This is a genomic window from Acidocella aromatica (assembly GCF_014201825.1).
In the GTDB taxonomy this organism is placed as follows: domain Bacteria; phylum Pseudomonadota; class Alphaproteobacteria; order Acetobacterales; family Acetobacteraceae; genus Acidocella; species Acidocella aromatica.
Genome location: NZ_JACHFJ010000001.1, coordinates 232,555 through 258,917 on the forward strand (window position 1 = coordinate 232,555; position 26,363 = coordinate 258,917).

At 64.3% G+C, this 26,363-nt stretch carries 24 protein-coding genes, 1 tRNA gene, 1 other RNA gene and 1 pseudogene; 16 read left to right on the forward strand and 11 right to left on the reverse strand.

All coding sequences use genetic code 11. The features are described 5' to 3' along the window. Positions 1–117 precede the first annotated feature (117 nt). The 4 genes from gltX to der are packed head-to-tail and all read left to right on the forward strand — an operon-like array spanning position 118 to position 4,836. Complete coding sequence (gene gltX, locus HNP71_RS01180; RefSeq protein WP_183265012.1) at positions 118–1,467, forward strand: glutamate--tRNA ligase; 1,350 nt, start codon at positions 118–120, stop codon at positions 1,465–1,467. 35 nt (positions 1,468–1,502) lie between these two features. After that, positions 1,503–2,168, forward strand: coding sequence for a tetratricopeptide repeat protein (locus HNP71_RS01185; protein WP_183265013.1), 666 nt, complete (start codon positions 1,503–1,505; stop codon positions 2,166–2,168). Between the two features lie 8 nt (positions 2,169–2,176). Further along, positions 2,177–3,496, forward strand: a complete 1,320-nt coding sequence (locus HNP71_RS01190; protein WP_183265014.1) for a PQQ-binding-like beta-propeller repeat protein — start codon at positions 2,177–2,179, stop codon at positions 3,494–3,496. Between the two features lie 2 nt (positions 3,497–3,498). Beyond that, on the forward strand, positions 3,499–4,836 hold the full coding sequence (der, locus tag HNP71_RS01195) for a ribosome biogenesis GTPase Der (protein ID WP_183265015.1): 1,338 nt from the start codon (positions 3,499–3,501) through the stop codon (positions 4,834–4,836). 76 nt (positions 4,837–4,912) lie between these two features. Here der and HNP71_RS01200 read toward each other — a convergent pair whose 3' ends face one another. Further along, the gene (locus HNP71_RS01200; protein ID WP_183265016.1) at positions 4,913–6,715 is read right to left on the reverse strand and encodes an ABC-F family ATP-binding cassette domain-containing protein; all 1,803 of its coding nucleotides are present in this window, start codon (positions 6,713–6,715) and stop codon (positions 4,913–4,915) included. 45 nt (positions 6,716–6,760) lie between these two features. Then, positions 6,761–7,108, reverse strand: a complete 348-nt coding sequence (locus HNP71_RS01205) for a hypothetical protein (protein ID WP_183265017.1) — start codon at positions 7,106–7,108, stop codon at positions 6,761–6,763. Between the two features lie 133 nt (positions 7,109–7,241). Between HNP71_RS01205 and HNP71_RS01210 the strand changes: the two genes are divergently transcribed. Both HNP71_RS01210 and HNP71_RS01215 read left to right on the forward strand, forming a co-directional pair. Further along, on the forward strand, positions 7,242–7,976 hold the full coding sequence (locus HNP71_RS01210) for a polysaccharide deacetylase family protein (RefSeq protein WP_183265018.1): 735 nt from the start codon (positions 7,242–7,244) through the stop codon (positions 7,974–7,976). A 103-nt stretch (positions 7,977–8,079) separates the two neighbouring features. After that, entirely contained in the window at positions 8,080–8,523 is a 444-nt protein-coding gene (locus HNP71_RS01215) for a glycine zipper domain-containing protein (RefSeq protein WP_183265019.1), read from the forward strand. A gap of 144 nt (positions 8,524–8,667) precedes the next feature. On the opposite strand, the gene HNP71_RS01220 is transcribed toward HNP71_RS01215, so the two are convergent. The 3 genes and pseudogenes from HNP71_RS01220 to HNP71_RS01235 form a co-directional block, all read right to left on the reverse strand. Continuing rightward, positions 8,668–8,743, reverse strand: a tRNA-Lys gene (locus HNP71_RS01220). A 374-nt stretch (positions 8,744–9,117) separates the two neighbouring features. Further along, positions 9,118–9,583: pseudogene (locus tag HNP71_RS01230) on the reverse strand (transposase); the annotation flags it as partial. A gap of 65 nt (positions 9,584–9,648) precedes the next feature. Further along, positions 9,649–10,794, reverse strand: coding sequence for a GNAT family N-acetyltransferase (locus HNP71_RS01235; protein WP_183265020.1), 1,146 nt, complete (start codon positions 10,792–10,794; stop codon positions 9,649–9,651). A 56-nt stretch (positions 10,795–10,850) separates the two neighbouring features. Between HNP71_RS01235 and pepN the strand changes: the two genes are divergently transcribed. Genes pepN through HNP71_RS01250 form a run of 3 tightly spaced genes read left to right on the forward strand, consistent with a single transcriptional unit; the run spans position 10,851 to position 14,810 of the window. Further along, positions 10,851–13,436, forward strand: coding sequence for an aminopeptidase N (gene pepN, locus HNP71_RS01240; protein ID WP_183265021.1), 2,586 nt, complete (start codon positions 10,851–10,853; stop codon positions 13,434–13,436). A 22-nt stretch (positions 13,437–13,458) separates the two neighbouring features. Next, complete coding sequence (locus tag HNP71_RS01245; RefSeq protein ID WP_183265022.1) at positions 13,459–14,145, forward strand: glutathione binding-like protein; 687 nt, start codon at positions 13,459–13,461, stop codon at positions 14,143–14,145. Next, positions 14,142–14,810 (forward strand): glutathione S-transferase N-terminal domain-containing protein, encoded by a 669-nt coding sequence (locus HNP71_RS01250; protein ID WP_183265023.1) that lies wholly within the window; start codon positions 14,142–14,144, stop codon positions 14,808–14,810. The genes HNP71_RS01245 and HNP71_RS01250 overlap by 4 nt, the downstream gene beginning before the upstream one ends. Here the strand turns inward: HNP71_RS01250 and HNP71_RS01255 are convergent. The 4 genes from HNP71_RS01255 to HNP71_RS01270 are packed head-to-tail and all read right to left on the reverse strand — an operon-like array spanning position 14,795 to position 17,556. Continuing rightward, positions 14,795–15,547, reverse strand: a complete 753-nt coding sequence (locus HNP71_RS01255; RefSeq protein ID WP_183265024.1) for a DUF2272 domain-containing protein — start codon at positions 15,545–15,547, stop codon at positions 14,795–14,797. The two genes, HNP71_RS01250 and HNP71_RS01255, sit on opposite strands and share 16 nt — an antisense overlap. Beyond that, complete coding sequence (mtnA, locus tag HNP71_RS01260) at positions 15,537–16,625, reverse strand: S-methyl-5-thioribose-1-phosphate isomerase (RefSeq protein ID WP_183265025.1); 1,089 nt, start codon at positions 16,623–16,625, stop codon at positions 15,537–15,539. Before mtnA ends, HNP71_RS01255 begins: the two co-directional genes overlap by 11 nt. A gap of 11 nt (positions 16,626–16,636) precedes the next feature. After that, positions 16,637–17,113 (reverse strand): UPF0262 family protein, encoded by a 477-nt coding sequence (locus HNP71_RS01265; RefSeq protein WP_183265026.1) that lies wholly within the window; start codon positions 17,111–17,113, stop codon positions 16,637–16,639. Then, positions 17,113–17,556: a DUF983 domain-containing protein gene (locus HNP71_RS01270; RefSeq protein WP_183265027.1), complete on the reverse strand. Its 444-nt coding sequence runs from the start codon at positions 17,554–17,556 to the stop codon at positions 17,113–17,115. Before HNP71_RS01270 ends, HNP71_RS01265 begins: the two co-directional genes overlap by 1 nt. A 356-nt stretch (positions 17,557–17,912) precedes the next feature. Between HNP71_RS01270 and HNP71_RS01275 the strand changes: the two genes are divergently transcribed. Then, positions 17,913–18,623: a hypothetical protein gene (locus tag HNP71_RS01275; protein WP_183265028.1), complete on the forward strand. Its 711-nt coding sequence runs from the start codon at positions 17,913–17,915 to the stop codon at positions 18,621–18,623. Between the two features lie 58 nt (positions 18,624–18,681). Here the strand turns inward: HNP71_RS01275 and nudC are convergent, their stop codons facing one another. Continuing rightward, entirely contained in the window at positions 18,682–19,578 is an 897-nt protein-coding gene (gene nudC, locus HNP71_RS01280) for an NAD(+) diphosphatase (protein WP_183265029.1), read from the reverse strand. A 72-nt stretch (positions 19,579–19,650) separates the two neighbouring features. Here nudC and ffs point away from each other — a divergent pair. From ffs to HNP71_RS01305, 5 genes are all read left to right on the forward strand, one after another. After that, positions 19,651–19,749: signal recognition particle sRNA small type (ffs, locus tag HNP71_RS01285), an RNA gene on the forward strand. A 33-nt stretch (positions 19,750–19,782) separates the two neighbouring features. Then, a complete protein-coding gene (locus tag HNP71_RS01290; protein ID WP_183265030.1) occupies positions 19,783–21,561 on the forward strand; it encodes a DNA polymerase III subunit gamma/tau in 1,779 nt (592 codons plus the stop codon). Beyond that, a complete protein-coding gene (locus HNP71_RS01295; protein ID WP_183265031.1) occupies positions 21,562–21,885 on the forward strand; it encodes a YbaB/EbfC family nucleoid-associated protein in 324 nt (107 codons plus the stop codon). Between the two features lie 80 nt (positions 21,886–21,965). After that, positions 21,966–22,556 (forward strand): recombination mediator RecR, encoded by a 591-nt coding sequence (gene recR / locus HNP71_RS01300; RefSeq protein WP_183265032.1) that lies wholly within the window; start codon positions 21,966–21,968, stop codon positions 22,554–22,556. Between the two features lie 32 nt (positions 22,557–22,588). Then, entirely contained in the window at positions 22,589–23,989 is a 1,401-nt protein-coding gene (locus HNP71_RS01305) for a pyridoxal phosphate-dependent decarboxylase family protein (protein ID WP_183265033.1), read from the forward strand. Here HNP71_RS01305 and HNP71_RS01310 read toward each other — a convergent pair. Then, positions 23,986–24,192, reverse strand: a complete 207-nt coding sequence (locus HNP71_RS01310) for a hypothetical protein (protein WP_246344009.1) — start codon at positions 24,190–24,192, stop codon at positions 23,986–23,988. The genes HNP71_RS01305 and HNP71_RS01310 overlap by 4 nt on opposite strands. Positions 24,193–24,365: 173 nt before the next feature. Between HNP71_RS01310 and HNP71_RS01315 the strand changes: the two genes are divergently transcribed. After that, positions 24,366–26,300, forward strand: coding sequence for a DUF6600 domain-containing protein (locus HNP71_RS01315; RefSeq protein WP_183265034.1), 1,935 nt, complete (start codon positions 24,366–24,368; stop codon positions 26,298–26,300). Positions 26,301–26,363: the final 63 nt, after the last annotated feature.

Below are 26,363 nucleotides of genomic sequence, written 5' to 3' on the forward strand. Positions count from 1 at the left end.
GGGTTGCGAAGGGCGCCGCCGGTTCAAGCGCTCCGGGCATTATTTTCGTAAAAAGGGTGTCCCACAAACCTCTGAAACTTCCTTCCCCCCCGAGCCAGAATGGTCTAACCCGCGCGGATGGTAAAAGTTCGCTTCGCTCCCAGCCCCACGGGCTATCTGCATGTCGGCAACGCGCGCGCCGCGCTGGTGAATTTCCTCTTCGCCCGCAACCAAGGGGGGACGCTCCTGCTCCGGCTGGACGATACCGACACCGAGCGCGGCCGCCCGGAATATGAGCAGGGGATTTATGACGACCTGCGCTGGCTAGGCATTAGCTGGGACGAGACGGCACGACAGTCCGACCGCTTTGCCCGCTATGCCGAGGTGGCGGAACAACTGAAGGCCGCCGGGCGGCTTTACCCGTGCTTCGAGAACGAGGACGAACTCGCCGCCAAGCGCGCCGCACTGGTCAAGCGCAAGCTGCCCCCAGTGTATGACCGCGGGGCGCTAAACATGACTGCCGAGCAGCGCGCGGCCGCCGAAGCCAACGGCAAGACGCCCTATTGGCGCTTCAAACTCTCGGACGGTGCGGCAGGCTGGAACGACCTCGTGCTCGGGCCGCGCAACATCAAGCTTGGCACGGTCTCCGACCCAGTGCTGATCCGCGCCGACGGCACGCCGCTCTACACCTTCACCTCGGTGGTGGACGATGCCGATATGGGCATCACCCATATCATTCGGGGAGAGGACCATGTCTCCAACACGGCGGTGCAGATCGACCTGTTCCAGGCGATTACCAAGTCGCCCGTGCCGCGCTTCGCGCATCTGCCGCTGATCTCGGGCGGCGATGGCGAGAAGCTCTCCAAGCGCATCGGCTCGATCTCGTTGAAATCGCTCCGCAAGGATGGCATCGAGCCGGCGGCGATCACGGCGTATCTGGCTAGGCTTGGCACCAACAAAGATCCGGCGGCCGTGCCGATGGAGGAGCTGATCGGCAGCTTCAACCTCTCCGATTTCGGCCGTTCCCCACCGCGTTTCGACGCCAAGCAGATGCTCGGGCTGAACCGCAAACTCCTGCACCATTTGGAGTACGAGGCCGTGAAGGACCGCCTGCCCGAAGGCGCCACCGAGGCGTTCTGGCTCGCGATTCGCGGCAATCTGGACCTGCTGACCGAGGCGCGGCGCTGGTGGGAGGTGGTGAACAGCGAACTGCCCGCCCCCGAACTGCCCGGCAACTCCCAGGTGCTGCGCGCGGCGCTGGACACGCTGCCCGCCGAGCCGTGGGACGAGGAAACATGGAAGAGCTGGACTGGCGCGATCTCGGAAGCCACCGGCGCCAAGGGCCGCGCACTGTTCCAGCCGCTGCGCCTCTCCCTCACCGGCGAGGAGCACGGACCGGAGATGGCGAAGCTACTCCCGCTCATTGGCCGCGGCCGGGTGGAGCGCCGCCTAGCGGCCTGCGTTGCCGCGCGCGGCACGCCCGGCTAAGAGGTTTCCCACGAAGGCACTTATGGGATTATCGCGTGGTCGATATTTTTGACGAGGTTTCCGAGGATCTGCGGCACGACCGGGCGGTCTCCCTGGCCAAGCGCTATGGCGGTTTTCTGATCGCCGCCATGGTGCTGGTGCTCATCGGCGTCGGCGCGGAGCAGGCTTATACCGCGCACAAGGCCAAGCTGGCCGAGGCCGCGGCCACCCAGTACCTCGCCCTCAGCCAGTCCGTGGACCAGCAGGGCGCGCAACTGCCGCCCGACCAGGCCGTGCAGGCCGCCCAGGCGCTGAACAAATTCGCGGCCTCCGCCCCCGAGGGCTACAAGACCCTGGCGAATTTGCGCGCCGCCGGGCTGTACGCCGCCGTCGGCAAGCTGGACCAGGCTAATGCGCTATGGACCGGCGTGGCTCAGGATGGCGGCGCGGACAAGCTGCTGCGCGACCTCGCCACCCTGCTCTGGGCGCAGCACGCTTTGGGCGCAGTGCCGGATACCGACATACAGGCCCGGCTACAGCCGCTCGCCTCCACCGCCAACCCTTACCACGCGCTGGCGCAAGAAGTGGAGGCGCTAACCTATCTACACCAGGGCAACCCGGACTTGGCGAAAGCCTTGTTTACCAGCCTTGCCGCCGACCCCACCGCCCCGGCCGGTGTGCGCGAACGCGCCCAGGGCCTGCTTGCCCAGTTGAACGGATGACCCCTCCCATGATGCGACGCCGCACCGCCACCGCCAGCCTGTTCTCGCTCGGGCTGCTGGCCTCCTGCACCACGCACAAGAAAGCGCCGATCATCGGCACGCAGATCCCCGTGCTGCCGGAAGGCAACGACATGGATGTGGCGGTGAACCCGCCGCCGGTGAGCATTCCCCAGGCCAGCGCCCTGACCGCCTGGCCGCAGCCTCTGGCCAACCCCACCCATGCGCCGGGCAACGTGAGCGCGCCGCTGAACTTCAAGCCGCAATGGCAGGCCCCTATCGGCACCCCTGGCGGCCTGCGCCGGCCGCTGGCGGCCAGCCCCATCATCGCCGAGGGCAAGGTCTTCACCATGGATGCCGATGCCACGGTGCGCGCCTTCTCGCTCGCCGATGGCAAGCACCTCTGGCACGCCAACACCAGGCCAAAGCATGCCTCCGAGCAGAATCTGGGCGGCGGCATCGCGTATGACAGCGGCATCGTCTACGCCAGCACCGGCTACGCCGAGCTGCGCGCCCTGGACCCGGCCACCGGCAAGCTGCTCTGGCACCAGCAGCTCGACTTCCCCACCCGCTCGGCGCCGCTGGTGGCTGGCGGACTGGTCGCGCTGGTCACGCAGGATGACCTGCTGCTGACTTTCGACGCCACCTCCGGCACTCCGGGCTGGCGTTTCGACGGTTCAGCCGGGCAACCCAACTCCGCCGCCGTGGCGGTTGCAGGCCCCCCTTCCTTTGCCGATGGCATCATCGTCGCCGGGTTCTCCAACGGTCTGCTCGCGGCCATCAACGCCAACTCCGGCACGCCGGTGTGGGAGCAGAGCCTCGCCGCCTCCTTCGGCCAGAGCGGGCAGCTCGACCTTTCCGACATCGTCGCCTCCCCGGTGATCGCGGGCGGCGTGGTCTACGCCATCAACCTGGGCGACACGATGATGGCCGTGGACCTGCATTCCGGCGCCAAGGTGTGGACGCATGGCGCCACCGGCACGCAGCCCATCTGTCTGGCCGGCGGCTTCGCCTTCGTGCTGGACAAGAACCAGATCCTCTACGCCGTGCATGCCGATGACGGGCTGATCAGCTGGTCGCTGCAATTGCCGCTCTACGCCAAGCCGAAGAAGCAGAAAGACCCGATCAGCTGGGCCGGGCCATTGCTGGTGAACGGCCAACTGCTGCTGGTGAGCGACCATGGCACCGCCGCCTTGGTGGACCCGGTGGCCGGAGCGCTACAGCATGTGGTGAAGCTGAAGGATGGTGGCGTGGCCGATATGGCGCCGCTGGCCGCTGGCGGCATGCTGCTGCAGCTGACGCGCAACGCCAACCTTACGGCGTATGCCTGATCATGATACCCCACGTTGTTATTGCCGGCCGACCGAATGTCGGCAAATCCACCCTTTTCAACCGGCTGGCTGGGGCGCGAATCGCGCTTGTGGCCGACACGCCGGGCGTAACGCGCGACCGCAAGGAGGCCGAGTGCGTACTGGCGGGCACGAAAGTGCTGCTGGTGGACACCGCCGGGCTGGAGGAAGCGGCACCGGACACGCTGCCGGGCCGGATGCGGGCCTCGACCTCGCTGGCCGTGGAGAACGCGGACCTCGTGCTGTTCGTGTTCGATGCCCGCGCCGGGCTACTGCCGGAGGACCATCATTTCGCCACCTGGCTGCGCCGAACCGGCAAGCCAGTGCTTGTGGTGGCGAACAAGGCCGAAGGCCGGGGCGGTGCCACCGCCGCGATGGAAGCCTATGAGCTGGGGCTGGGCGAGCCCTGCGCCATCTCGGCCGAGCATAACGAGGGCATCTACAACCTGATGACCGAGATCGCCGACCGGCTGCCCAAGCCGGAAGAGGGCGAGGCGGAGTCGGACGAGAATCTGCCGCTGCATCTGGCCATCGTCGGACGCCCCAATGCAGGCAAATCGACGCTGATGAACTATCTGCTGGGCGAGCAGCGCATGATCACCGGGCCGGAGCCTGGGCTGACACGCGATGCCGTCTCCGCGGATTTCACCGGGCCCGACGGCAAGCTCTACCGGATTGTGGACACCGCCGGGCTGCGCAAGCGCGCCCGCGTGGATGAGGGACTAGAGAAGATGTCCACCTCCTCCTCGATCGAGGCGCTGAAAAAGGCCGAGATGGTGGTGCTGGCGGTCGACGCCGTGAACGGCGTGCAGGAACAGGATCTGCACATCGCACGGCTCATCGAGCGCGAGGGCCGGGCCTGCGTGATCGCGCTGACGAAATGGGACGCGGTGGAAGACCGCGGCGATGCGCGCAAGGCGGCACTCGATCGTATCTCCATCTCGCTGAGCCAGATGAAAGGCATTACCGTGGTGCCGCTCTCCGCCGAAACCGGCGAGGGTGTGGCCAAGCTGTTCCCCGCCCTGCGCGCCACCTACGAGAAATGGAACCTGCGCATCCCCACCAGCCAACTCAACCGCTGGTTCGAGTCGGCGCTGGAGCGCTTCCCCCCGCCGCTGGTGGAAGGGCGCCGGCTGAAGCTGCGCTATATCACGCAGATCAAGGCGCGGCCGCCGACCTTCGCGCTGTTCGGTACGCGTGCGGAGCAGGTGCCGGAGACGTATCAGCGTTATCTGGTGAACAGCCTGCGCGAGACGTTCGAAATGCCGGGCGTGCCGATCCGCATCTATCTGCGCGGCACGACGAATCCGTACGCGGACTGAGTTTTAAAAATTTTTTTAGGTCTGCTCAGCGCGTTCGAACCGGTGGCGCGCTGAGCAGTAGTCTTCAAAAAACTCTTTAACCTTCTTTCAGCATCTCCAGCTCCAGCCAGCGCTCCTCGGCCTGTTCCAGCTTGGCGTGCAGGCCGCCAAGTGCCTCGGTGGCGGCGGCGAATTTCTTCGGGTCCTTCTCGTACAGTCCCTGCGTGGCGAGGATGGTATCGAGCTTCTGGATCTCGACATGCAGCTTGTCGATTTCCACCGTCAGCGTCTTCAGCTCATGCTGCTCCTTGAAGGAGATTTTGCGCGCCGCCGGTTCGGCTTGCTTGGGCGCTGCGGCTTGCGGCTTGGGGGCCGCTTTCTTCTCGCCCTTCTGCTCCGCCGCCGGCGCACCAGCGCGCTGGGCCAGCATGTCGGAATATCCGCCCGCGTATTCCACCCATTTGCCATTGCCTTCCGAGGCCAGCACTGAAGTCGCCACACGGTCAAGGAAGTCACGGTCATGCGACACGACGATGACCGTGCCGGTGTAGTCGGCCAGCATCTCCTGCAACAGGTCTAATGTTTCCAGATCGAGATCGTTGGTCGGTTCGTCCAGCACCAGCAGGTTGGAGGGCTTGGCCAGCGCCACCGCCAGCAACAGCCGCCCGCGCTCGCCGCCCGAAAGTGTGCCCACCGGCGTACGCGCCTGCTCGGGCTTGAACAGGAATTCCTTCATATAGCCGATCACATGACGGCTCTGATTGCCGACATGCACTTGGTCGCTCTTGCCGCCGGTTAGCGTGTCGGCCAGCGAGGTATTGGGGTTGAGCGCCGCGCGCTGCTGGTCCAGCGTCACCACTTCCAGCGACGCGCCGAGCTTCACGGCGCCGGCATCCGGTTCCAACTGCCCGAGGATCAGTTTCAGCAACGTGGATTTGCCTGCGCCATTGGGGCCGACAATGCCGAGCCGGTCGCCGCGCAGCACACGGAAGGTGAGATTGTCGACCACCTTGCGCTCGCCAAAGCTCTTGGAAATTCCGTCGGCATCGACGACGATTTTGCCCGAGGTGGCGGCGTCCAGCGAGGCCAGCTTGGCCGTACCAAGCTTATGCGTGTAGTTGCGGCGCTCCGCGCGCAGGCTATGCAGCCCGGCCAAACGCTTGACGTTGCGCTTGCGCCGGGCGGTGACGCCATAGCGCAGCCAATCCTCCTCGCGCGCGATCTTGCGGCCCAGCTTGTGGAATTCCTGCTCCTCCTGCTCCAGCACCTCGTCGCGCCAGGCCTCGAAATGGGCGAAGCTCTTGTCCAGGCGCTTGGTCTGGCCACGGTCCAGCCAGACCATCGAGCGCGAGAGGTTCTCCAGGAAGCGGCGGTCGTGGGAGATGAGCACGAGGCCAGAGGAAAGCGACTTCAGCTCGCTTTCCAGCCACTCGATGGCGGGCAAGTCGAGATGGTTGGTCGGCTCGTCCAGCAGCAGCAGGTCGGGGCTGGGGGCCAGGGTGCGGGCGAGTGCGGCGCGGCGAGCCTCGCCGCCCGAAAGATTCGCGGGCTTCTCGTCGCCGCTTAAGCCCAGCTCGCCGAGCAGATAGCGGACACGATATTCGTCGTCATTCGGCCCAAGCCCCGCCAACACATAGTCCATGACATTAGCGAAGGCCGAGAGGTCAGGCTCCTGCGGCAGATAACGCATGGTCGCGCCGGGCTGGAAAAAGCGGGTGCCGGAATCAAAGGGGACCTCGCCCGAGGCGATCTTCAGCAGGGTGGATTTGCCCGAGCCGTTGCGACCGACGAGGCAGATGCGCTCCCCCGCCCCAACCGAGAGCGACGCCCCCGAGAGCAGCGGCACGGTGCCGAGGGTGATGGAGATGTCGGTAAGCAGGAGGAGCGGGGGAGGAGCCATACGCGCTGTTTGGCGGTTCGCGGCTCAGGACTCAAGAGTGCCTTGTCAGGGCAGAGTTACGGGCTGGGCCGGGCCGGAGGGAGCATAGCTGCTGGAAGGGAGCGGGCTGGGCTGCGGCGCAGCGGGTGCCGGAGTGAGTGCGGCGGGTGCTGGGGCGGCCGTACCGGAGACCGGGGGTGCCGTGCAGGGCAAGGGCGGACGGGAACCGTCGAGCTTGGCCTGATAGCGCCGGCCAGCCAGGAAACCCCGCTCATAGGCAGCGGACTCCACTTGGTGGAGTTGCTTGGTGGGCGCGGCAGCCTGTTCCGAAGCAGACTTGGAGGCGGCCTCGGGCTGGGTCGCGCAGGCAACCAGCGACGCCGCGGCGAGTACCGCCAGGAGCACCCCACGCACGGGCCGTGAAAGGCATGGTCTGAACATTAGCATAATATAGCCGTAACCTGATGCGCGTAAAACCCGCCAGGGCGTTGACGCAGCCCCTCCCCTGCGGCACGAGGCGCGCGAAACCTGCCGGACCAGCCTCCCAATGTGTACCTCCTGCCCCCCCTTCTCCCGCCGTGCGTTTTTTGGCGGGGCGCTCACCTTGCCACTCTGGCATGGCGGACGTGGTGCCGGGCTGGTGGAACCCTGCCTGCGCCTGCCAGTGCCCGGGGTTGCCGTGACGCTGGATGCCTGCCCCGGGCATTTCGACGAGCGCATCGCCAATACGCTGATTGCCTGCAACATCCCGGCGACGATCTTCGTTACCGAAACCTGGATGCGCTGGAACCCGGACGGCCTGGCCCTGCTTAAATCCCGCCCCGATCTGTTCAAGTTGGAGAACCACGGGGCGCGGCATATTCCGCCGGTGCTGGGAACGGTGCCGATCTATGGCATTGCCCCGGCAGGCACGCTGGACGCCATCCGTGCCGAGGTGCTGGACGGCGCCGCCGCCATTACCGCCGCGACAGGCAAGCGCCCGACTTGGTACAGGGCGGCGGCTGGCATCTATAGCCCGGCGGCGATCCCGGCCATCGAGGCTATGGGGTTCAAGATCGCCGGGTATTCACTGAACTCGGATGAAGGGGCCTCGCTGCCCGCCCGCACCGTGGCGGCGCGGATTACGGCGGCGAAGAATGGCGATGTGATCGAAGGCCATATCAACCAGCCCAAGCGCGACAGCGGCGCGGGCATCGCCGCCGGACTGAAGGCACTGCACGCGGCGGGAACAAGCTTCGTCCGCCTGGACCAGCTGCCCACAAGTATCGACGTAACGGTATGAACCGTAACCAACTGACACGCGGCCGATGTGACACTATATTGAAATCGTGCCACCCCGATCCACAGGGGCCGCAGTAGGTCCAAAATACAATCTGGAGGTTATCATGCTCGTGTATCTTCGTCGCCTTACCCCCGCAGCAGCGGCTTTAGTCTTGCTCACTGGCTGCCAGCCCACCCCCCCTACCGGGCCGACGATCACCGTTATGCCGGGGCCGCATAAAACGCTCACGCAGTTTCAGAACGACGATTACGTCTGCCGCAACTTCGCGCAGAACCAGAGCTATCAGGCACCGCGGACGGGCCTTAACAGCCCCGTTGGCACGACTGCAGCAACCACCGTGGGCGGAGCGGCTGCCGGCGCACTGCTTGGGGCTGCGGCTGGCAATGCCGGCATGGGCGCAGCAATCGGCGCTGGCGCCGGGCTTCTCGGCGGTGGCGCCTATAGCATGCATGAGAACAACCAGCAGGGCATGTCCGCGCAGCAGAGCTACAATATAGCGTATGCGCAGTGCATGAAAACCCGCGGCAACAGCGTGCCTCCGATGTAATCCACCATCTCCCGTGAATCCGCCTCAGCCGCACCTAACACAGGAGCGGCTGAGGCGGTGTAGGGGGAATGACATGAGGCCCAGAAACAACAAAGACCGCTGAAGCGGCCTTAAAATTTCCGTCTTTACCTGAAATATTTTGGATGGTGGGTGCACAAGGATTCGAACCTTGGACCTACTGATTAAGAGTCAGCTGCTCTACCAACTGAGCTATGCACCCATCCGTCCGGAGCGGCGTTGCCGCTGCGGTGTGTGAGGGAGCGTATAACTGTTCATCGCGAGAAAGAAAAGCCCACCCCAAAAGAAATTTTACAAGCAACCCCGCACTTTACCGTACGTTGACCTTAACGCATTGGTCATATTCACTAAGCGCATGAATACCCAAACCTGAAGGAGCCGCCCATGGCCTATGCGCTGCAACAGCGCGTCAGCGGCCTTACACTGGGAATGATCTACGGTTTGATCGCCTCGGGCTACACCATGGTTTACGGCATTATCGGCATGATCAACTTCGCCCATGGCGATGTGTTCATGATCGCGCATTCATGCGCCCACCGGCATTACCTCCGTGCCTCTGGGGCTTCTGGCGGCGTTATGGTTCCCTGGCCGCGCCTGCGCATTACACAAATACAGAAAGCACAAGCCTCCAACCCCGCTTGGCATTCGTCGGACCCACGAGCAGATCGGGATCTCTTCGTTCTCGCCGACCAGCTTGGGCGCATAGCGATAGCGTGTTTCGTTCACCCCAAATGCCCGGCAGACCAGCACGATGCTGCCCCCGCGTCTCGCCGCGGCCGGCTATTTTTGCTAAAGCCTCCTTGAGCAACTCATTCTGCATGCTCAGCTCAGCAACCATCTTTTTCAGCCGCCGGTTTTCGTCTGCCAGGGACTTCATCGACGAAATCATCGAGGCGTCCATCCCGCCATATTTGGCCCGCCACTTATAAAATGAGGCGTCGCTCATGCCGCGCTCACGGCATAATTCAGCTACGGGCACACCGCCATCGGCCTGGCGTAAAATCGCAAGAATCTGCGCTTCGCTGTATTTCGACTGCTTCATCCAAATCTCTTCAAGCAATGAGCCGAGAAAATTCTACTTATCAATCCCCTTAATCTCAGGGGGGATTACCACCCGTCCCTCCTATACGGCCCCTCCTCCGTCATCTCCGCCATCGCTTCTTCCACGCTGGCACGCTCCACTTCCAAAAACTGCGCCACGGCGCGGCGCAGGCCGGGGTGGCGGATGTAGTGGGCTGAGTAGGTCGGCTGGGGCAGATAGCCGCGCTGGATTTTATGTTCGCCTTGCGCACCTGCTTCCACGCGCTTCAGCCCGTGGGTGATGGCGTAGTCGATGGCCTGATAATAGCACAGCTCGAAATGCAGGAAGGGCACGTCCTCGGTGCAGCCCCAGTTGCGGCCATAGAGGACATCGCCGCCGCGCAAATTCAGCGCCCCGGCGATGGGCCTGCCCTCGCGCGCGGCGATCATCAGCACCACCTTCTCCCCCAGCCTTTCGCCCAGCAGCGGGAAGAACTCGGGCGTTAAGTACGCGCCGCCCCATTTGCGGTCCACGGTGGAGGTGTAGAAGCGGTAGAAGGCGCGCCATACCTCCGGCGTCAGCGCCTCGCCCGAGAGGGCCTGGAAGGTGAGCCCCGCCTGTGCGTCCCGCCGCTCGCGCTTGATGGCTTTGCGCTTGCGCGATGAGAGTGCCGCCAGAAAATCGTCGAAGGCGGAAAAACCCTGGTTCTCCCAATGGAACTGCGTGCCAAGCCGTTGCAGCCAGCCTTCCTCGCCCAGCGTCTCCCATTCCGAACATGAACAAAACGTAATATGGACGGAGGAGCAGTCCAGCTCCCCCGCCAGCGCCACCAGCGCCCGCGCCATGGCGGGCACGGCGGCGGGGTTGCGGGTGAGGATGCGCGCCCCCGGCACCGGGGAGAACGGCGCCGCCACCTGGAGCTTGGGGTAGTAATTGCCGCCCGCGTTGTGCAGGGCGTTGGCCCAGGCGTGGTCGAACACATATTCGCCGTAGGAGTTTGTTTTGGCGTAACAGGGGGCTACGACCACCACCTGCCCGGCGGCATCGCGCAGCACGGCGTGGCGCGGATGCCAGCCCGTGCGCCCGCCCACCGAGCCGCTATCCTCCAGTGCCGAGAGGAAAGCGTAGGAGGTGAAGGGATTCCCATCCCCCGCGCACCCATCCCACGCCGCTTGCCCGATCTCGGCAATCCGGGAATAAACGTCCAGTGTCAGAGGTATTTCGTCCGCCATGCTCCAAATTTAGGCGCGCGGGCGCAAATTTCGCCAGTACGGAGAGGATTTTTTAAATGGCCGAACCAAGCTCCATCCACATTCCGGTGAATCTGGCGGATTACACGCCGCCCGTCTTTCAGGTGGAGACCGTGGAGCTGGAGTTCGACCTGCACCCCGCGGCCACGCTGGTGCGCTCCAGGCTGCGCCTGCACCGCCACGCCGCGGGACAGCTGCACCTGAATGGCCGCAAGCTGAAGCTGCGTGAAATCCTGCTGGATGGCGAGCCTCTGGGCGACAACCTCTACAGCCTTGACCCCTCGGGCCTGACCGTGTTCGAGGTGCCGGACGAGTTCACGCTGGAGACGCTGGTGGAGATCAACCCGGCGGAAAATACCGAGCTTTCGGGGCTGTATATGTCCGGCAGCGGGTTCTTCACCCAGTGCGAGCCCGAAGGATTCCGCAAGATCACCTTCTTCCCCGACCGGCCGGACGTGATGGCGCGCTACCGTGTGCGCATGAGCGCCGATGCCAAGCGCTTCCCCGTGCTACTCTCCAACGGCAACAAGCTGGCCGAGGGCGAGGAGTACGGCCGCCACTGGGCGGAGTGGGAAGACCCGCACCCCAAGCCCTCTTATCTCTTCGCGCTGGTGGCGGCGGACCTCGTGGCGGTGAAAGACGAGTTCACCACCCGCTCCGGCCGGCATGTGGACCTTGGCATCTGGGTGGAGCGCGGCGACGAAACGCGCTGCGGCCATGCCATGGCCTCGCTCAAGCGCGCGATGCTGTGGGATGAAGACACCTTCGGGCTGGAATATGATCTCGACGTGTTCAACATCGCCGCCGTGTCGGACTTCAATGCCGGGGCGATGGAGAATAAGGGCCTCAACATCTTCAATACCGCCTATGTGCTGGCCAGTTCCGCAACCGCGACGGACACGGATTTCCAGAACGTGGAGCGCGTGATCGCGCATGAATATTTCCACAACTGGACCGGCGACCGCGTAACCTGCCGCGACTGGTTCCAGCTCTCGCTGAAGGAAGGCCTGACCGTATTCCGCGACCAGGAATACATGGCCGACCAGTTCTCCGCGGCGGTGAAGCGCATCGCGGATGTCCGGCTGCTGCGCGCCACACAGTTCCGCGACGATGCCGGGCCGCTCGCCCACCCCGTGCGCCCCGCGAGCTATCTCGAGATCAACAATTTCTACACCACCACCATCTACGAAAAAGGTGCGGAGGTGGTGCGCATGTACCGCACGCTGATGGGCCGCGAGGCTTTCCGGCACGGCATGGAAATTTACATCAGGGATAACGACAACTCCGCCGCCACGGTGGAGGATTTCTTCAACGCCATGCAGGCGGCGGTGCCAGAACATAACATCTGGCAAATCATGCGCTGGTACGAGCAGGCCGGAACGCCCGAGGTCACGGCAGAGGAAACCTATGATCCCGCCAGCCGCAGCTTCACCCTTACCCTGCGCCAAACCACCAAGCCCACGCCGGGTCAGGACGAGAAACACCCCTTCCTGATGCCGGTGGCCATCGGGCTGCTGGATGCCGAAGGCCGCGATCTGCTCAGCGAAACGCTGCTCTTCCACAAAGCCGAACAGAGCTTCGTGTTCGCCGATATCGATCAGCCAGCGGCGGTGTCGTTGTTCCGCGGCTTCTCCGCGCCCATCAAGCTGAAAGGCCAGAGCCGCGAGCGCCTCGCCTTCCTCGCCGCCAAGGACACAGACCTCTTCAACCGCTGGGACGCGCTGCAGCAATACGCCACCGCCGTGCTACTGGAGGCCGTGGCCGCGCATCAGGACGGGCAGGTGTTCAGGCTGGATGACGGGCTGCTGGAGGCCATCGCCGCCACGCTGCGCGAAGCCCCGCGCGACCCGGCCTTCACCGCCGAGGCACTGCTGCTGCCCGCCGAAAGCCTGCTCGCCGACGAGATGGGGGTGGTGGACCCGGATGCGATCCACGCCGTGCGAGAGGCCACACGCGCTGCCCTGGGCGAGGCGCTGCGCGACCGCCTCAACAGCACCTATTGGGAATACGGCAAGGTGGACCCGGCGGACCATTCTGGCCCGGCCATGGGCGCGCGGGCGCTGAAGAACGCCACCCTCGCCTATCTCGCCGCCTCGGGCGACGCCTCCCGCGCCTGGGAGCAGTTCAACAACACGGGCAACATGACCGACAGGCTGGCAGCACTGACCCAGCTTGCCGACCTCCCCGGCGAGAAACGCGATACGGCGCTGACCTCCTTTTACGAAACATGGCGCAACACGCCGCTGGTGCTGGACAAATGGTTCTCCGTACAGGCGCGCGCCAACGCGGCGGATACGCTGGAGCGCGTGCAAGCGCTTACACGGCACGAGGCGTTCGAGCTGCGCAACCCCAACCGCGTGCGCTCGCTTATCGGCGCTTTCAGCGCCAATCAGGCCAAGTTCCACAATGCCTCCGGGGCTGGCTACCGGCTGCTGGGAGACATGGTGCTGCGGCTCGATGAAACCAACCCGCAGATCGCCGCCCGGCTTGTCTCCGGCCTCAGCTCCTGGCGGCGCTTTGATACCGCGCGGCAGGATTTGATGCGCGCGGAGCTGGAGCGCATCCTTGCGCGCGAAGGGTTGAGTTCCAATACTTATGAGATGGCGTCGAAAGCGCTCGGCTGAACAGAACCTACGGGAAGACCAGATGATCGAACTCTATTACTGGACCACGCCGAACGGGCATAAGATCACGATTTTTCTCGAAGAGACTGGCCTTCCCTATAAAATCCTCCCCATCAACATCTCCAAGGGCGAGCAGTTCGAGCCATTTTTCCTCAGCTTCTCGCCCAATAACCGCATCCCCGCGATCCGCGACCTCTCCCCCGCCGATGGCGGCGAGCCGATCGGCATTTTCGAATCCGGCGCCATTCTCGAATATCTCGCCGACAAAACCGGCCAGTTCCTGCCTCGCGAAACGCGCCAGCGCTTCGAAGTGCTGGAATGGCTCTACTGGCAGATGGCCGGGCTCGGCCCCATGGCCGGGCAAAATCACCATTTCGTGCAATACGCGCCAGAGCGCATCCCCTACGCCATGGAGCGCTACATCAAGGAGACCAACCGTCTCTACGGCGTGCTGAACAAGCGCCTCGAAGGGCGCGACTACATCGCGGGCGAGTACTCAATCGCCGACATGGCCTGTTACCCGTGGATCGTCCCCCATGAACGCCAGCAGCAAAAGCTGGAAGATTTCCCGCATCTCAAGGCGTGGTTCGAGCGGATGGCGGCGCGCCCAGCCGTGCGGCGCGCCTATGCCAAGGCGCAGGAGATCAACCCCAGCCCAACCGTGACACCGGAATCACGCGCCATCCTGTTCGGCCAAACAGCGCGATGAGCCGCGTGCTCTACGACCTTGCCGGAGCGGATGAGAGCATCCGCTTCAGCCCCTTTTGTTGGCGCACCAAGCTGGCGCTCGCGCATAAGAACCTCGCCTTTGAGACTACTCCCTGGCACTTCACCGAGAAGGACAAGATCGCGTTCTCGGGCCAGAGCAAGGTGCCCGTGCTGGTGGATGGCGAAAAGGTGGTGAGCGACAGCCATACGATCGCCGAATATCTGGAAACCACCTACCCCAATGAGGCTTCGCTCTTCGGTGAACCTCCCGCGCGCCCTCTCACCACCTTCATCAAGGCGTGGACGGAGACCGTACTGCACCCGGCCCTCGTGCCCGTGCTGCTTGCCGATATTCACGCGCTACTCACACCCGAAGACCAAGCATATTTCCGCCAGACACGCAAAGGCTACTACAAGCGCAGCCTGGAGGATTTCGCAGCACACCGGGCGGAAGCCATAACGCTGCTGAACACCGCGATGAAGCCGCTGAAGAGTACGCTGGAGAAGCAGCCCTTCCTCGCCGGGCTGGCGCCCAACTACGCCGACCATATCGTATTCGGCGCGCTCAAATGGGCGACAACTGTATCCTCCACCACGCTGCTGGAGCCGAACGGCGTGCTGGAGCGCTGGATGAACGCGGTCCTGGAAACCTACGGGCTGGCGTAGTTCACGCGCAGCACGACGAACCAGTTCTCGCGGTTGCCCTGCAATTCGCCGGTAGCGTTGGTCTGCAAATGTTCCATCGTCACCGCGTCATCCACATTGCCGCCAACGATGGTAACGCTGTCCACCCCGCCGCCAACGATAATGCCGCAATGCGCGGGGAAGCTGCTGGTTGTCGGCAGATCGGCAAAGGTGAGATTGCGTGCCGAACCGCGCGGGAAACAGGCGAGATCACCCAGGCGCGGCGCGTAGTTCGCCGGATCTTCCGCATCCAGCAGCCCATGCGCCTCATGCCGCGCAGCCGCGTTGATATAAGTCGCGTGATCAGCGCCGTAGGGGAAATCCCGCCCCGCCCCGGCTATACGCATGACATAAGAGATGAACGCCGCCGACCAAGCGTATTGCCCGTTCTCCGGCACAGGGAAAACACGGCCCGCACCATCATGCTTGCCAGTCCAGCCCGAAGTCTGGTCACCAGCATTCATGCCTTCCCACCAATATTCGCCGACACGCTGCCACAGCCCTTGCTGGCGCTCGGGCATGGTGGCGCCGGTCTGCACGTAGCCGGCGCCACCATTATCATCCACATGCTCACCCCAAAGCCGCCACTCATCCATCGCCACCGCCACGGCGGCGCTGCGGGAGAACGGCTCGTAAGGCACGTTGGCGAAGGGCGGCGCGTGGTTCTGCACCGCGCAGCCGCCCAACAGCAGAAGAGGAAGAAGAGACTTACGCAACATCCTTGAACATCGCGGTCAGCGCGGCCTCGTTGGCATCGCACAGACCACGCTCCGTAATCAGCCCGGTGACGAGCCGCGCCGGCGTCACGTCGAAGGCTGGGTTGGCGGCCGGGCTGGAGGTCGGCACGATACGCACGGTGGCGATGGAGCCATCCAACGCACGGCCGGTCATGGTGGTCACTTCCGTCGCCGCACGCTCCTCGATGGGAATGTCGGAGAGGCCGTCGCTGATCGTCCAATCAATGGTGGAGGAAGGCAGCGCAACCCAGAACGGCACGCCGTTATCACGCGCCGCCAGCCCCTTCAGATAAGTGCCTATCTTGTTGCAGACATCGCCGCTGCGGGTGACGCGGTCGGTGCCGACGATGACCAGATCCACCTCGCCATGCTGCATATAGTGGCCACCAGCATTGTCGGCGATGACGGTGTGCGGCACACCATGCTTGCCTAGTTCCCAGGCGGTGAGCGAAGCGCCCTGGTTGCGCGGGCGGGTTTCCTCGACCCAGACATGCACGTCGATGCCGGAATCGTGTGCCATGTAGATCGGCGCGAGCGCGGTGCCCCAGTCCACAGTGGCAATCCACCCAGCATTGCAATGCGTCAGCACGTTCACGCGGCGGCCATTCTTGGCGCGCTCAGCAATGAGCGGCAGGCCATTCTCGCCTATGGCGCGGTTCGTCGCCACGTCCTCGTCGCAAATCTTCGCGGCTTCCTCATAAGCGGCGGCGACGCGCGCGGCGGCAGGCAGCGGAGCCAGCACCTTCTCCATGCGCGCCAGCGCCCAACGCAGATTGATCGCTGTGGGGCGGGTGCCGCCGAGCACGGCTAGCGCGTTGGCTAGGCTGGCGTCGGACGCATCGGCGCGCAGCGCCAGCGCCACGCCATACGCCGCCGAGGCGCCAATCAGCGGCGCGCCGCGCACCAGCATGGCTTTGATCGCATGCGCCATCTCTTCCATCGTGGTGAGGCGCACGAGATCGACCGCCCAGGGCAGCTTGGTCTGGTCGATGATGCGGACTGACCAGCGGTCCAGTTCATCAACCCAGATCGAGCGGAAGGGCGTGCCGTCAATTCTCATAATTCGATATCCTAAAGTTTCTGGTGCAGGGCGCAGACGAGGGTGAATAAGCGCCGTGCGGTCGGAAAATCAATCTCCACCTTTCCGGCCAGGCGTTCGACCATCAGTTCCGCACCTTCGTTATGCAGGCCCCGGCGACCCATATCGATAGCCTGGATGCGCGCCTCGCGCCCTTCGGCCACGGCCTGGGCGTAAGAGTCGAGCAGCATCTGGTAGTCCTTGATGAGCATCTTGAACGGCCCCATCGCGAGCATCACCGCCTGCACCGGGTTGTCCTCTGCGTCGCGAATGTCGAACACCAAACGCCCCTGCTGAATGGAAAGGTGGAGTATGCTTTGCAGGTCGGGATGCGTGGTGAGGTAGAAGGAGTTATCCTCGCGCAGATCCGCCACCGCCTGGTCGCGATCAGCCTCCTGCAAGGCGGAGAGCCTGTGCAGTGCCTCCCCCTCCAGCACAATCAGCGTCAGCCGCCCCTTTGCATCCGCCATTACAGCCTCTCGCGTTTCAAGCCGAGCTTCAGCAATATGCCGATCACCGCCCCCTTGGCCATGCGTAAAACGACCATGCACAGCAGCACCAACAGAACCAGCAGCACCCCGGCCATGAAGATCCCGGGCCGATAATAGCCCTTGTAGAAAAACACGACAAATAGCGCCACAAAGTGCAGCACAACGAGCATGGCTATGTAGGGGGGCGCGTCGTCTGCCGGCATGTCCCCAAGCGGCGCGCCGCAATGCAGGCAGGCTTTGTGGACCTTGAGATAGCCGTCGAAAATCGGCCCCTCCTTGCAGCGCGGGCATCGCCCGCATGCGCCGCGCCAGATCGTTTCCGCCCAACCCGGCATGGCCTGCTGCGGTGCCTCGTGCGTGGTATCGGGCGGCCAACGCTCGAACTCGTCCTGCGGTTCAGGCGGTACGGAAGGATTGCTCATGCAGATGATTGTGACGACATCAACGGCAAATTCAAGCCGCGGGTTTTTATTCCGAACACGACCCAAAACTCACGAAGCGCCACACCACATGCCGCGCCTTTTTACCACGCGGCAAAAAAAAATGCGTGCTATGCGTTGGTTATTGATGCTTTTTATTGACAGCAAACTACGGGAAGCAGAATAGCGAATCTTGCGTGCAATGCGCGATTCGCGCCGCAACCGAGTCAACCCCCTGCGCGGTCAAGTGGTCCGCACGTAAAAATAAGAAGGACAGGCCCCTGGCCTGACAGAAGATTATCAAGCGTCGGACTGCATGGAACCGAATCTTAACACCTTGTTCGAAGGAGCATCCCATCGTGAGCATTGAAGACACCAACGACACCAAGCGGGCCAAGCCGCTCGCCGTGAAAGCAACGGCGAAGAAGACCGCCGCCACCAAAAAGCCCGCCGCGAAGAAGACGGTTGCGAAGAAAGCTGCCGCGCCCGCGAAGAAGACCGCAGCCGCCAAGAAGCCCGCTGTGAAGAAGACCGCCACCGCGAAGAAGGCGACGACTACGAAGAAGACCACCGCCAAGAAGGCCACCACCACCGCGAAGAAAACCACCGCCGCCGCCAAGAAGCCGGCCGTGAAGAAGACCGCCGCCGCCAAGAAGACGACGGCCGCGAAGAAGACCACCGCCGCCGCCAAGAAGCCGGCCGTGAAGAAGGCGGTTGCGAAGAAGACCACCGCCGCCAAGAAGCCCGCTGTGAAGAAGACCGCCGCCGCGAAGAAGGCGACGACCGCGAAGAAAACCACCGCCGCCGCCAAGAAGCCGGCCGTGAAGAAGACCGCCACCGCGAAGAAGACGGTTGCGAAGAAGACCACCGCCGCCGCCAAGAAACCGGCCGTGAAGAAAGCCGCCGCGCCCAAGAAGGCTGCCGTGGCGAAGAAGCCGGTCGTGCGCCGTCCTCGCAAGACTGCGGCCCCTGCCCCGGCGCCCGAGCTGCTGGAGACCGAAGTGCAGGTCGTCGAGCCCATCGAGACCTTCGAGCAGATCGACACCCCGACGGAAACCTCGCTGACCTGATCAAGCGCCCGGTTAAACGGAACCACGAAAAATGCAGGGGTCTTGGCCCCTGCATTTTTTATTCGCTCTCCAGCCAGTCCTCTATCAACCTGCGCGCGATTGAGTCTTTCGGCGGCAGGTTGAAGCCCAGGGCCTTGCGATTGGCGATCTCCTCGCGCGTGAACCAGCGCGCATCGCGCATTTCCTCCACTTCCAGCACGATCTCGTCGCTCAACCCTTCCGCGTAAAAGCCGAGCATCAGCGAAGCCGGAAACGGCCAGGGCTGGCTGGAGTGATACACCACCTCACCCACGCGCACGCCCACTTCCTCCAACACCTCGCGCCGCACCGCATCCTCCAGGCTCTCGCCCGGCTCCACGAAGCCCGCAAGGGTGGAGTAGAAATTTCGCTCTGGCGGAAAACGGTGCGACTGCCCAAGCAGCAATTTGCCGCCACGCGTCACGAGCATGATCACCGCCGCATCGATGCGCGGAAAATTCTCGCGCCCGCAGCCGCCGCAATGCAGCACCCAGCCACCACGCACCGGCACAGTAGCGCCGCCACAGGCCGGGCAATATTTATGTGTGGCGCGCCAATGCAGGATGCCGCGCGCGGTTGCCAGAATCTCGGCGTCAAGCGGTGGCAACAGCGCCGTCATGGCGCGCAGGTCAGCGAACTCGCCCACGCCAAACGCGGGCGGTTCCTCAGGCGCCGAAACATCCAGCGCGAACACCGGCGCGCCTTCCACCAGCCCCAGAAACACCCAAGCTCCGTTCTGCGCCGGCCTTGGCAACAGCACGGCGCGCGGTATCTCACCGGGCGCGATCAGCGCCCTGCCGCGCCAAAACGGTACAAAACGGCTGGCTGGATCAGCCAGGGCGGTCTCCAGCCAAGCAGTGTCGGCACGCAGATACACGGCGCGTTCCAGCGTGCCGCCGCTATATTGATTGGGCCTTGAGGGCCGGATGATGCGCATGCCAAGACCCTGGCACGGCGCATTTTTCTTGCCAAGCTTGCACTCGGGCCAGGATAAGAGGATAAGGCCCCTGGGAGATCGGCGGCGGACAGCGCGTGCCGCCAACCTGGTCAGGGCCGGAAGGCAGCAGCCACAACGGATTTCGCATGGGTCGCTGTCCGGTCTCCCACCCCATACGCAAAAGTCTAAGGTGAAGCGCCGCCCATGGGTTTGTTCGACGACGACGATAAAGACGCGCCGCCGCCGCCCGGGCCCTCGCTATTCGGGGATGAACCGCAGGATACCGCGCCAAAAGCCGCCGCTTACCGCGTGCTGGCGCGCAAATACCGCCCCACCACATTCGACGATCTGATCGGCCAGGACGCGCTGGTGCGCACCCTGCGCAACGCCTTCGCCATGAACCGCATCGCCCATGCCTTCATGCTCACTGGCGTGCGCGGCGTGGGCAAAACCACCACCGCCCGCATCCTCGCCCGCGCACTCAATTGCACAGGGCCGGACGGCACTGGCGGCCCCACGCCCGACCCATGCGGCGTGTGCGATAACTGCAAGGCGATTCTCGCCGACCGCCATCCGGATGTGGTGGAGATGGACGCCGCCTCCAATACCGGCGTGGACGATGTCCGCGAGATCATCGAGGCAACACGCTTCCGCCCGCTTTCCGCGCGCACCAAGGTGTTCATCATCGACGAAGTGCACATGCTCTCCAAGGCGGCGTTCAACGCGCTGCTAAAAACGCTGGAAGAGCCGCCGCCGCACATCAAATTCGTGCTCGCCACCACCGAGATCCGCAAAGTGCCGATCACCGTGCTCTCGCGCTGCCAGCGCTTCGATTTGCGCCGCGTGGCCGTGGAAACACTGGCCACACACTTCACGCGCATCGCCGAGAAAGAGCATGTCGCCATCGCACCGGGCGCGCTCGAGCATATCGCCCGCGCCGCCGATGGTTCTGTGCGCGATGGCCTCTCGCTGCTCGACCAGGCCATCGCACGCGGCGCCGAGGATGGCTCCGAAATCTCCGCCGCCATGGTGGCGGACATGCTGGGCCTCGCGGATCGCGGCTTTGTCTTCGACCTGATGGACGCCGTGGTGGCTGGCGACGCCGCCAAGGCGCTGGGCTTTGCCGACGACGCCTATGAGCGCGGCGCCGACCCCGGCGTGCTGCTCTCCGATCTGCTGGGCCTTGCCCATCTGCTTACGCGCATGAAATCCGTGCCGTCTTTGGCCGGCAGCGCCACCTTGCCCGAGGCCGAGCGCACGCGCGGCACGGCGCTGGCGCAGATGCTCTCCATCCCCTTCCTCGGCCGCCTGTGGCAAATGCTGTTGAAAGGGCTGCAAGAGGTGGAGACCTCGCCGGACAAGCGCGCCGCGGCGGAGATGATCCTCATCCGCCTGTGCCATGTGGCGGACATGCCGCCCCCTGGCGAGCTGATCAAAAAACTCACCGAAAACCCCGGCGCCAACATGAATGGCGACCCTGCTCCCGGTCCTGGCGGCGGTGGGGCCGTGCGCGCCATGGCGGGCGGTGGCGGTGCGGTGTTGCAGGCCGCTCCACGCAGCCTCACCTTCCAGGATGTGGTGGCGCTGGCGCAGCATAAGCGCGACGTGATGCTGTATGCGCATCTGCGCCAATCCGTGCATCTGGTACGCTTCGCCCCGCCGGTGATCGAGTTGCGCATCGAACCCACCGCCCCGCGCGATACCGCCGCTAAGCTGGCCGCGATGCTGGAGGCCGAGACCGGCAAGCGCTGGACCATCGCGCTCTCCAACCTGCAAGGCGAGCCAACCATCGACGAAGCGGAGGGCGTCGCCACCGCCGCAGCGCGCAATGCCGCGCTCGCGCATCCGCTGGTGCAGGCGATCCTCTCCGAGTTCCCCGGTGCGCGGGTGGAAACGCCCATTACCCATGAACCAGACCCCGAGCCGCCCGCCGATTGGGCGGCGCTGATCCCGCCAGACGAACTCTACGAAGGAGAAGACTAAATGAAGAACCTTGCCGGCATGATGAAGCAGGCCCAGCAGATGCAGCAGAAGATGGCCGAGATGCAGGCGCGCCTGGAAGCCGCCGAGATCGAGGGCGTGGCTGGCGCCGGGCTGGTGCGCGTGACGCTGACCGGCAAGGGCGTACTGAAGGGGCTGAAGGTGGACCCGAAGCTCGCCGACCCGGCGGAGATCGAGATGCTGGAAGACCTCGTTGTTGCCGCGCATGCGGACGCCAAGTCCAAGCTCGACTCCATTATGGAATCCGAGACCAAAAACGCCATGGGCGGCATCAGCCTGCCGCCGGGCCTCAAGCTGCCGTTCTGAGCTTTGGGGAAAACTGACAAAAGTTTTTGGGGCGCGCTTTTTTAAAAAAAGTGGCACCAAAAAATTTTTGTCCCATTAACATGGGCGGCCCTGAGCTCGAAAACCTGATCGCGCAATTCGCCCGCCTGCCGGGGCTTGGCCCCCGCAGCGCGCGGCGCATTGTGCTAAAACTGCTCACCGAGCGCGACACCCGCCTGCTGCCGCTGGCCGACGCCCTGCGCCAAGCCTCCGCCGCCGTACGCAGCTGCTCCATCTGCGGCAATCTCGACACGCAAGACCCCTGCACCATTTGCGCCGACCATAGCCGCGAAAACCGCATCTGCGTGGTGGAAGGTGTGGCCGATCTCTGGGCGCTGGAGCGCGCGCATGTGTATCGCGGCGGCTACCATGTGCTGGGCGGCACGCTCTCGGCCATCGCCGGGCGCGGGCCGGAGGATCTCGCCATCGCCCCGCTGCTGGCGCGCGTGGAGCGCGAGCACCCCGAGGAGATCATCCTTGCTTTGCCCGCCACGGTGGACGGCGCCGCCACCGCCCATGTACTCACCGACCGGCTGAAGCCCTTCAGCCTCCCCGTCTCCCGCCTGGCCCAGGGCGTGCCCATGGGCGGCACGCTAGAGGTGCTGGACGAAGGTACCCTGGCAACCGCGCTGCGCGCCCGCAGCCCGGCTTGAGAAGCGCAGCGACTTCCCCCATACCGCGCGCCATGAGCACGCTAGACCCCGCGGATTGGTCCGCCCTTCGCGCCCTTGGCCACCAGATGCTGGACGACATGGTGGACCACCTCTCCGGCATCCGCGAGCAGCCCGTCTGGCGGCCCATGCCCCCCCCTGTGCGCGAGGGCTTTACTGTCCCTCTACCCGCCATCGGCACCGCTCCTGAGGCCCTCTACGAGCGCTTCCAGGCCGATATCCAGCCCTATGTGACCGGCAATACACATCCGCGCTTCATGGGCTGGGTGCATGGCGGGGGGAATCCTGTCTCCATGCTGGCGGAACTGCTGGCCGGGGCAATGAACGCCAATTGCGGCGGGCGCGACCATGTGGGCATCGCGGTGGAGCGTCAGGTCATCGCCTGGGCGGCGGAGATGCTGGGCCTGCCGGAGAGCACCTCCGGCGTGCTGCTCACTGGCTCCTCGATGGCCAATTTCGTCGCCGTGCTCTGCGCCCGCTACAAGGCGCTGGGGCAGCAGGGCCGCCGCCAGGGCGCTGGCAGGCAAAAGCTCGTGGCCTATGCCTCGGCGGGCGTGCATCGCTGCGTGCCGGGAGCCATGGATATGGCCGGGCTAGGCTCGGACGCGCTGCGGCGCATCCCCGTGGACGCCGATTTCCGCATGGACCTCGCAGCCCTGCGCACCGCCATCACGGCTGACCGCGCGGCCGGATACCGCCCTTTCCTCATCATCGGCACCGCGGGCACAGTGGATGTCGGCGCGTTCGACGATCTCAACGCCCTGGCGGACATCGCCGTGGAAGAGAATTGCTGGTTCCATGTGGACGGCGCCTTCGGTGCATTGGCTACCCTCTCGCCCACGCTGAAGCCGCTCACCAACGGCATCGGCCGGGCGGATTCCGTGGCGTTCGATTTCCATAAATGGGCGCAGGTCACCTACGATGCAGGCTGCGTGCTGGTGCGAGACCGCGAGATCGAACTCGCCACCTTTGCCCAGACCACCAATTATCTGGCCTCCGCCCCACGCGGGCTGGCAGGCGGCTTCCCCTGGCCGTGCGACCTGGGGCCGGACCTCTCCCGCGGCTTCCGCGCGCTGAAAGTGTGGATGACGCTCTCCGCCTATGGCAGCGAAGCGCTTGGCGGTATTGTGGACGACACCTGCACCCTCGCCCAGCGCTTGGCCGCGCGCGTGAACGCCAGCAACCGTCTGGAGTTGCTGGCTCCGGTGAAGCTGAACATCGTCTGCTTCGGCATCGCCGGCTTCACCGACACACAGACAGCGGATCTAGTGGCCGATTTGCAGGAAGAGGGGAAATTCACCCCCTCCACCACCACCATTGGCGGGCGCCTCGCCATTCGTGCCGCGATCGTCAACCATCGCACCACGGCAGCGGATATCGATGCACTGGCGGAGGAGATTCTACGGCGGGTTTAACGCCAGTGGCCATGCTCGCCCCAGTCGTCACCCCAGCCCCACCAGCCGCCAACCACCACCGGCGGCGCGACATAAGCGGGCTGCGCATAATAACCGTAGCCGGAGGGGTAATACACGCAGCCCGCCAGCGACGCGCCAGCCAGTGCGATCGCGGCAATGCGCGCCATCGCCCGTGACGAAATTTTCATGCCCATGATAGCCATAGCCTGATCCTCGTAATCTTTGCGGCGCAACGACGCCCGGTTTTGGATTGTCTCATGATTTTGAGGCGGGTTTTGGGCAATACAAGCGCGAGAATTTAAAACATTGTAACGCCATGCCATGGTTTCGCCGCCGTCGCGCATTATGTGCGGGATAATAATGACAAGGACCCGCCATGTCCCGCACACGCCTTTCCCTTCGCCGCGCCCTCGCCTTCACCACGGCGCTTGGTCTCGCCGTGCCCGCCAACGCGCAGGATAGCAGCTACGCCGCACCTCCCTCCCGTGTCGGCCAGATCACAGGCATTGCGGGCGGCGTCTCGTATAACGGGGCAGGCTCCAACGGGCAGTGGGTTGCCGCCAGAAACAATTACCCCCTCACCACGGGCGACACCCTGTTCACCCAGGGGGATGGTGAAGCATCCATCGCCATCGATTCCAGCCGCGTCACGCTGGGGCCAAACACCGAGTTGCAGGTGACACTGCTGGATGACAGAGATTTCACCGCCACCGAGAGCCAGGGTGACATCTTCCTGAACCTTACCGCACTGCAACAGGGGCAGGGCTTCAACATCAACACGCCGGGCGGCGAAGTCAGCATCGACGAACCCGGGCAATACGAAGTGTTAGCCGGAGATGCGAACACTCCCGCCGAGATCCAGGTGCTCCAGGGCCAGGCCGAAGCCGGCGGCGTGACGATTTCCGCCGGGCAGGCCGCGTATCTTGCCGGTAACGGCCAGCCTGAAATCACCCAGGCGCAGCGCGACGCGTTTGCCGACCATGTGATGGCGGAGCTGACCCCGCCCCCGCCGCCCTACGCGCCCCCAGCTGTAATGCAGATGACCGGCGTGGAGGAACTCTCCGGCTACGGCAGTTGGGAGCAATCGCCGCAATATGGCGCTATCTGGTACCCGAATGTCGCTTCCGGCTGGGCGCCCTATCATTATGGCCATTGGGCCTATGTGGTTCCCTGGGGCTGGACCTGGGTGGAAGACGAGCCCTGGGGCTTCGCGCCGTTCCATTACGGGCGCTGGGCACAGATTTACGGCCGCTGGGGCTGGATACCCTGCGGCTATGCCGATGGAAGCTATGCCGAGCCCCCGGTTTACGCGCCTGCGCTGGTCGCCTTCTTCGGGCTCGGGCTGGCGGCGGGCATTACCATCGAGGCCCTCTCCCAAGGTTATATCGGCTGGGTGCCGCTGGGCCCCGGCGAGGCCTATTATCCGCATTATCACGCCGACCAGAATTACCTGCGGCGGATCAACCGCTTTGACATGCACGACCCCGGCCGGATCGATTTCCAGCACCCGCCCGCTTTCGGCCATTACACCAACCGAGGCGCGGCGCTGTACGGCCCGGCCAGCGCCATCTCGCATGGCGAGCAGGCGGGCCATTACGCAAAGCCGGTACCGCATGAGATGTTCGGGCAGGCCCGCCCTGTGGGACAGCAATTCCCCGAGGCCGTGCGCCCGCAATTCACACCACATTCAGCCCCGGCGCCAACACCCGGCTTCCATCAGCAGCAGGGCATCGCACCGCAACCGCAGATGCAGCCTCCGCCTGGACAGCACGGCACGCCCCAACAGTTTCACCAGCAAACACCTGGCGGATTTGTCCCGCAAGGGCAGCAGCAAGTCCACCAGCAGCAAATGCCGCAGGTGATCACGCCGCCAGAACAACAACAGCACGCGCAGCCGCAATTTCACCAGGAACAGCCACAGCAATTCCACCAACAGCAGACGCCGCAGATACTCGCACCACAGCAACAACAGCCGCACACACAGCCGCAATTCCATCAGGAGCAGCCGCAACACCAGTTTCACCAGGAACAGCCACAGGGCTTCCAGCAACAACAATTCCACCAGCAGCAGACGCCACAGATGCTCGCACCACAGCAACAACAGCCGCACACACAACCGCAATTCCATCAGGAGCAGTCGCAACACCAGTTTCAACAGGAACAGCCACAGGGCTTCCAGCAACAACAATTCCACCAACAGCAGACGCCGCAGATGCTCGCACCACAGCAACAACAGCCGCACACACAACCGCAATTCCATCAGGAGCCACCACAACCACGGTCGGAACAGCCACAATTCCATCCGCAATAGCCGCAAAAAACAGCCGCATGAGGAGCATCAGGAACAGCGAAACGGCCCGCATGGCGGCCAGTT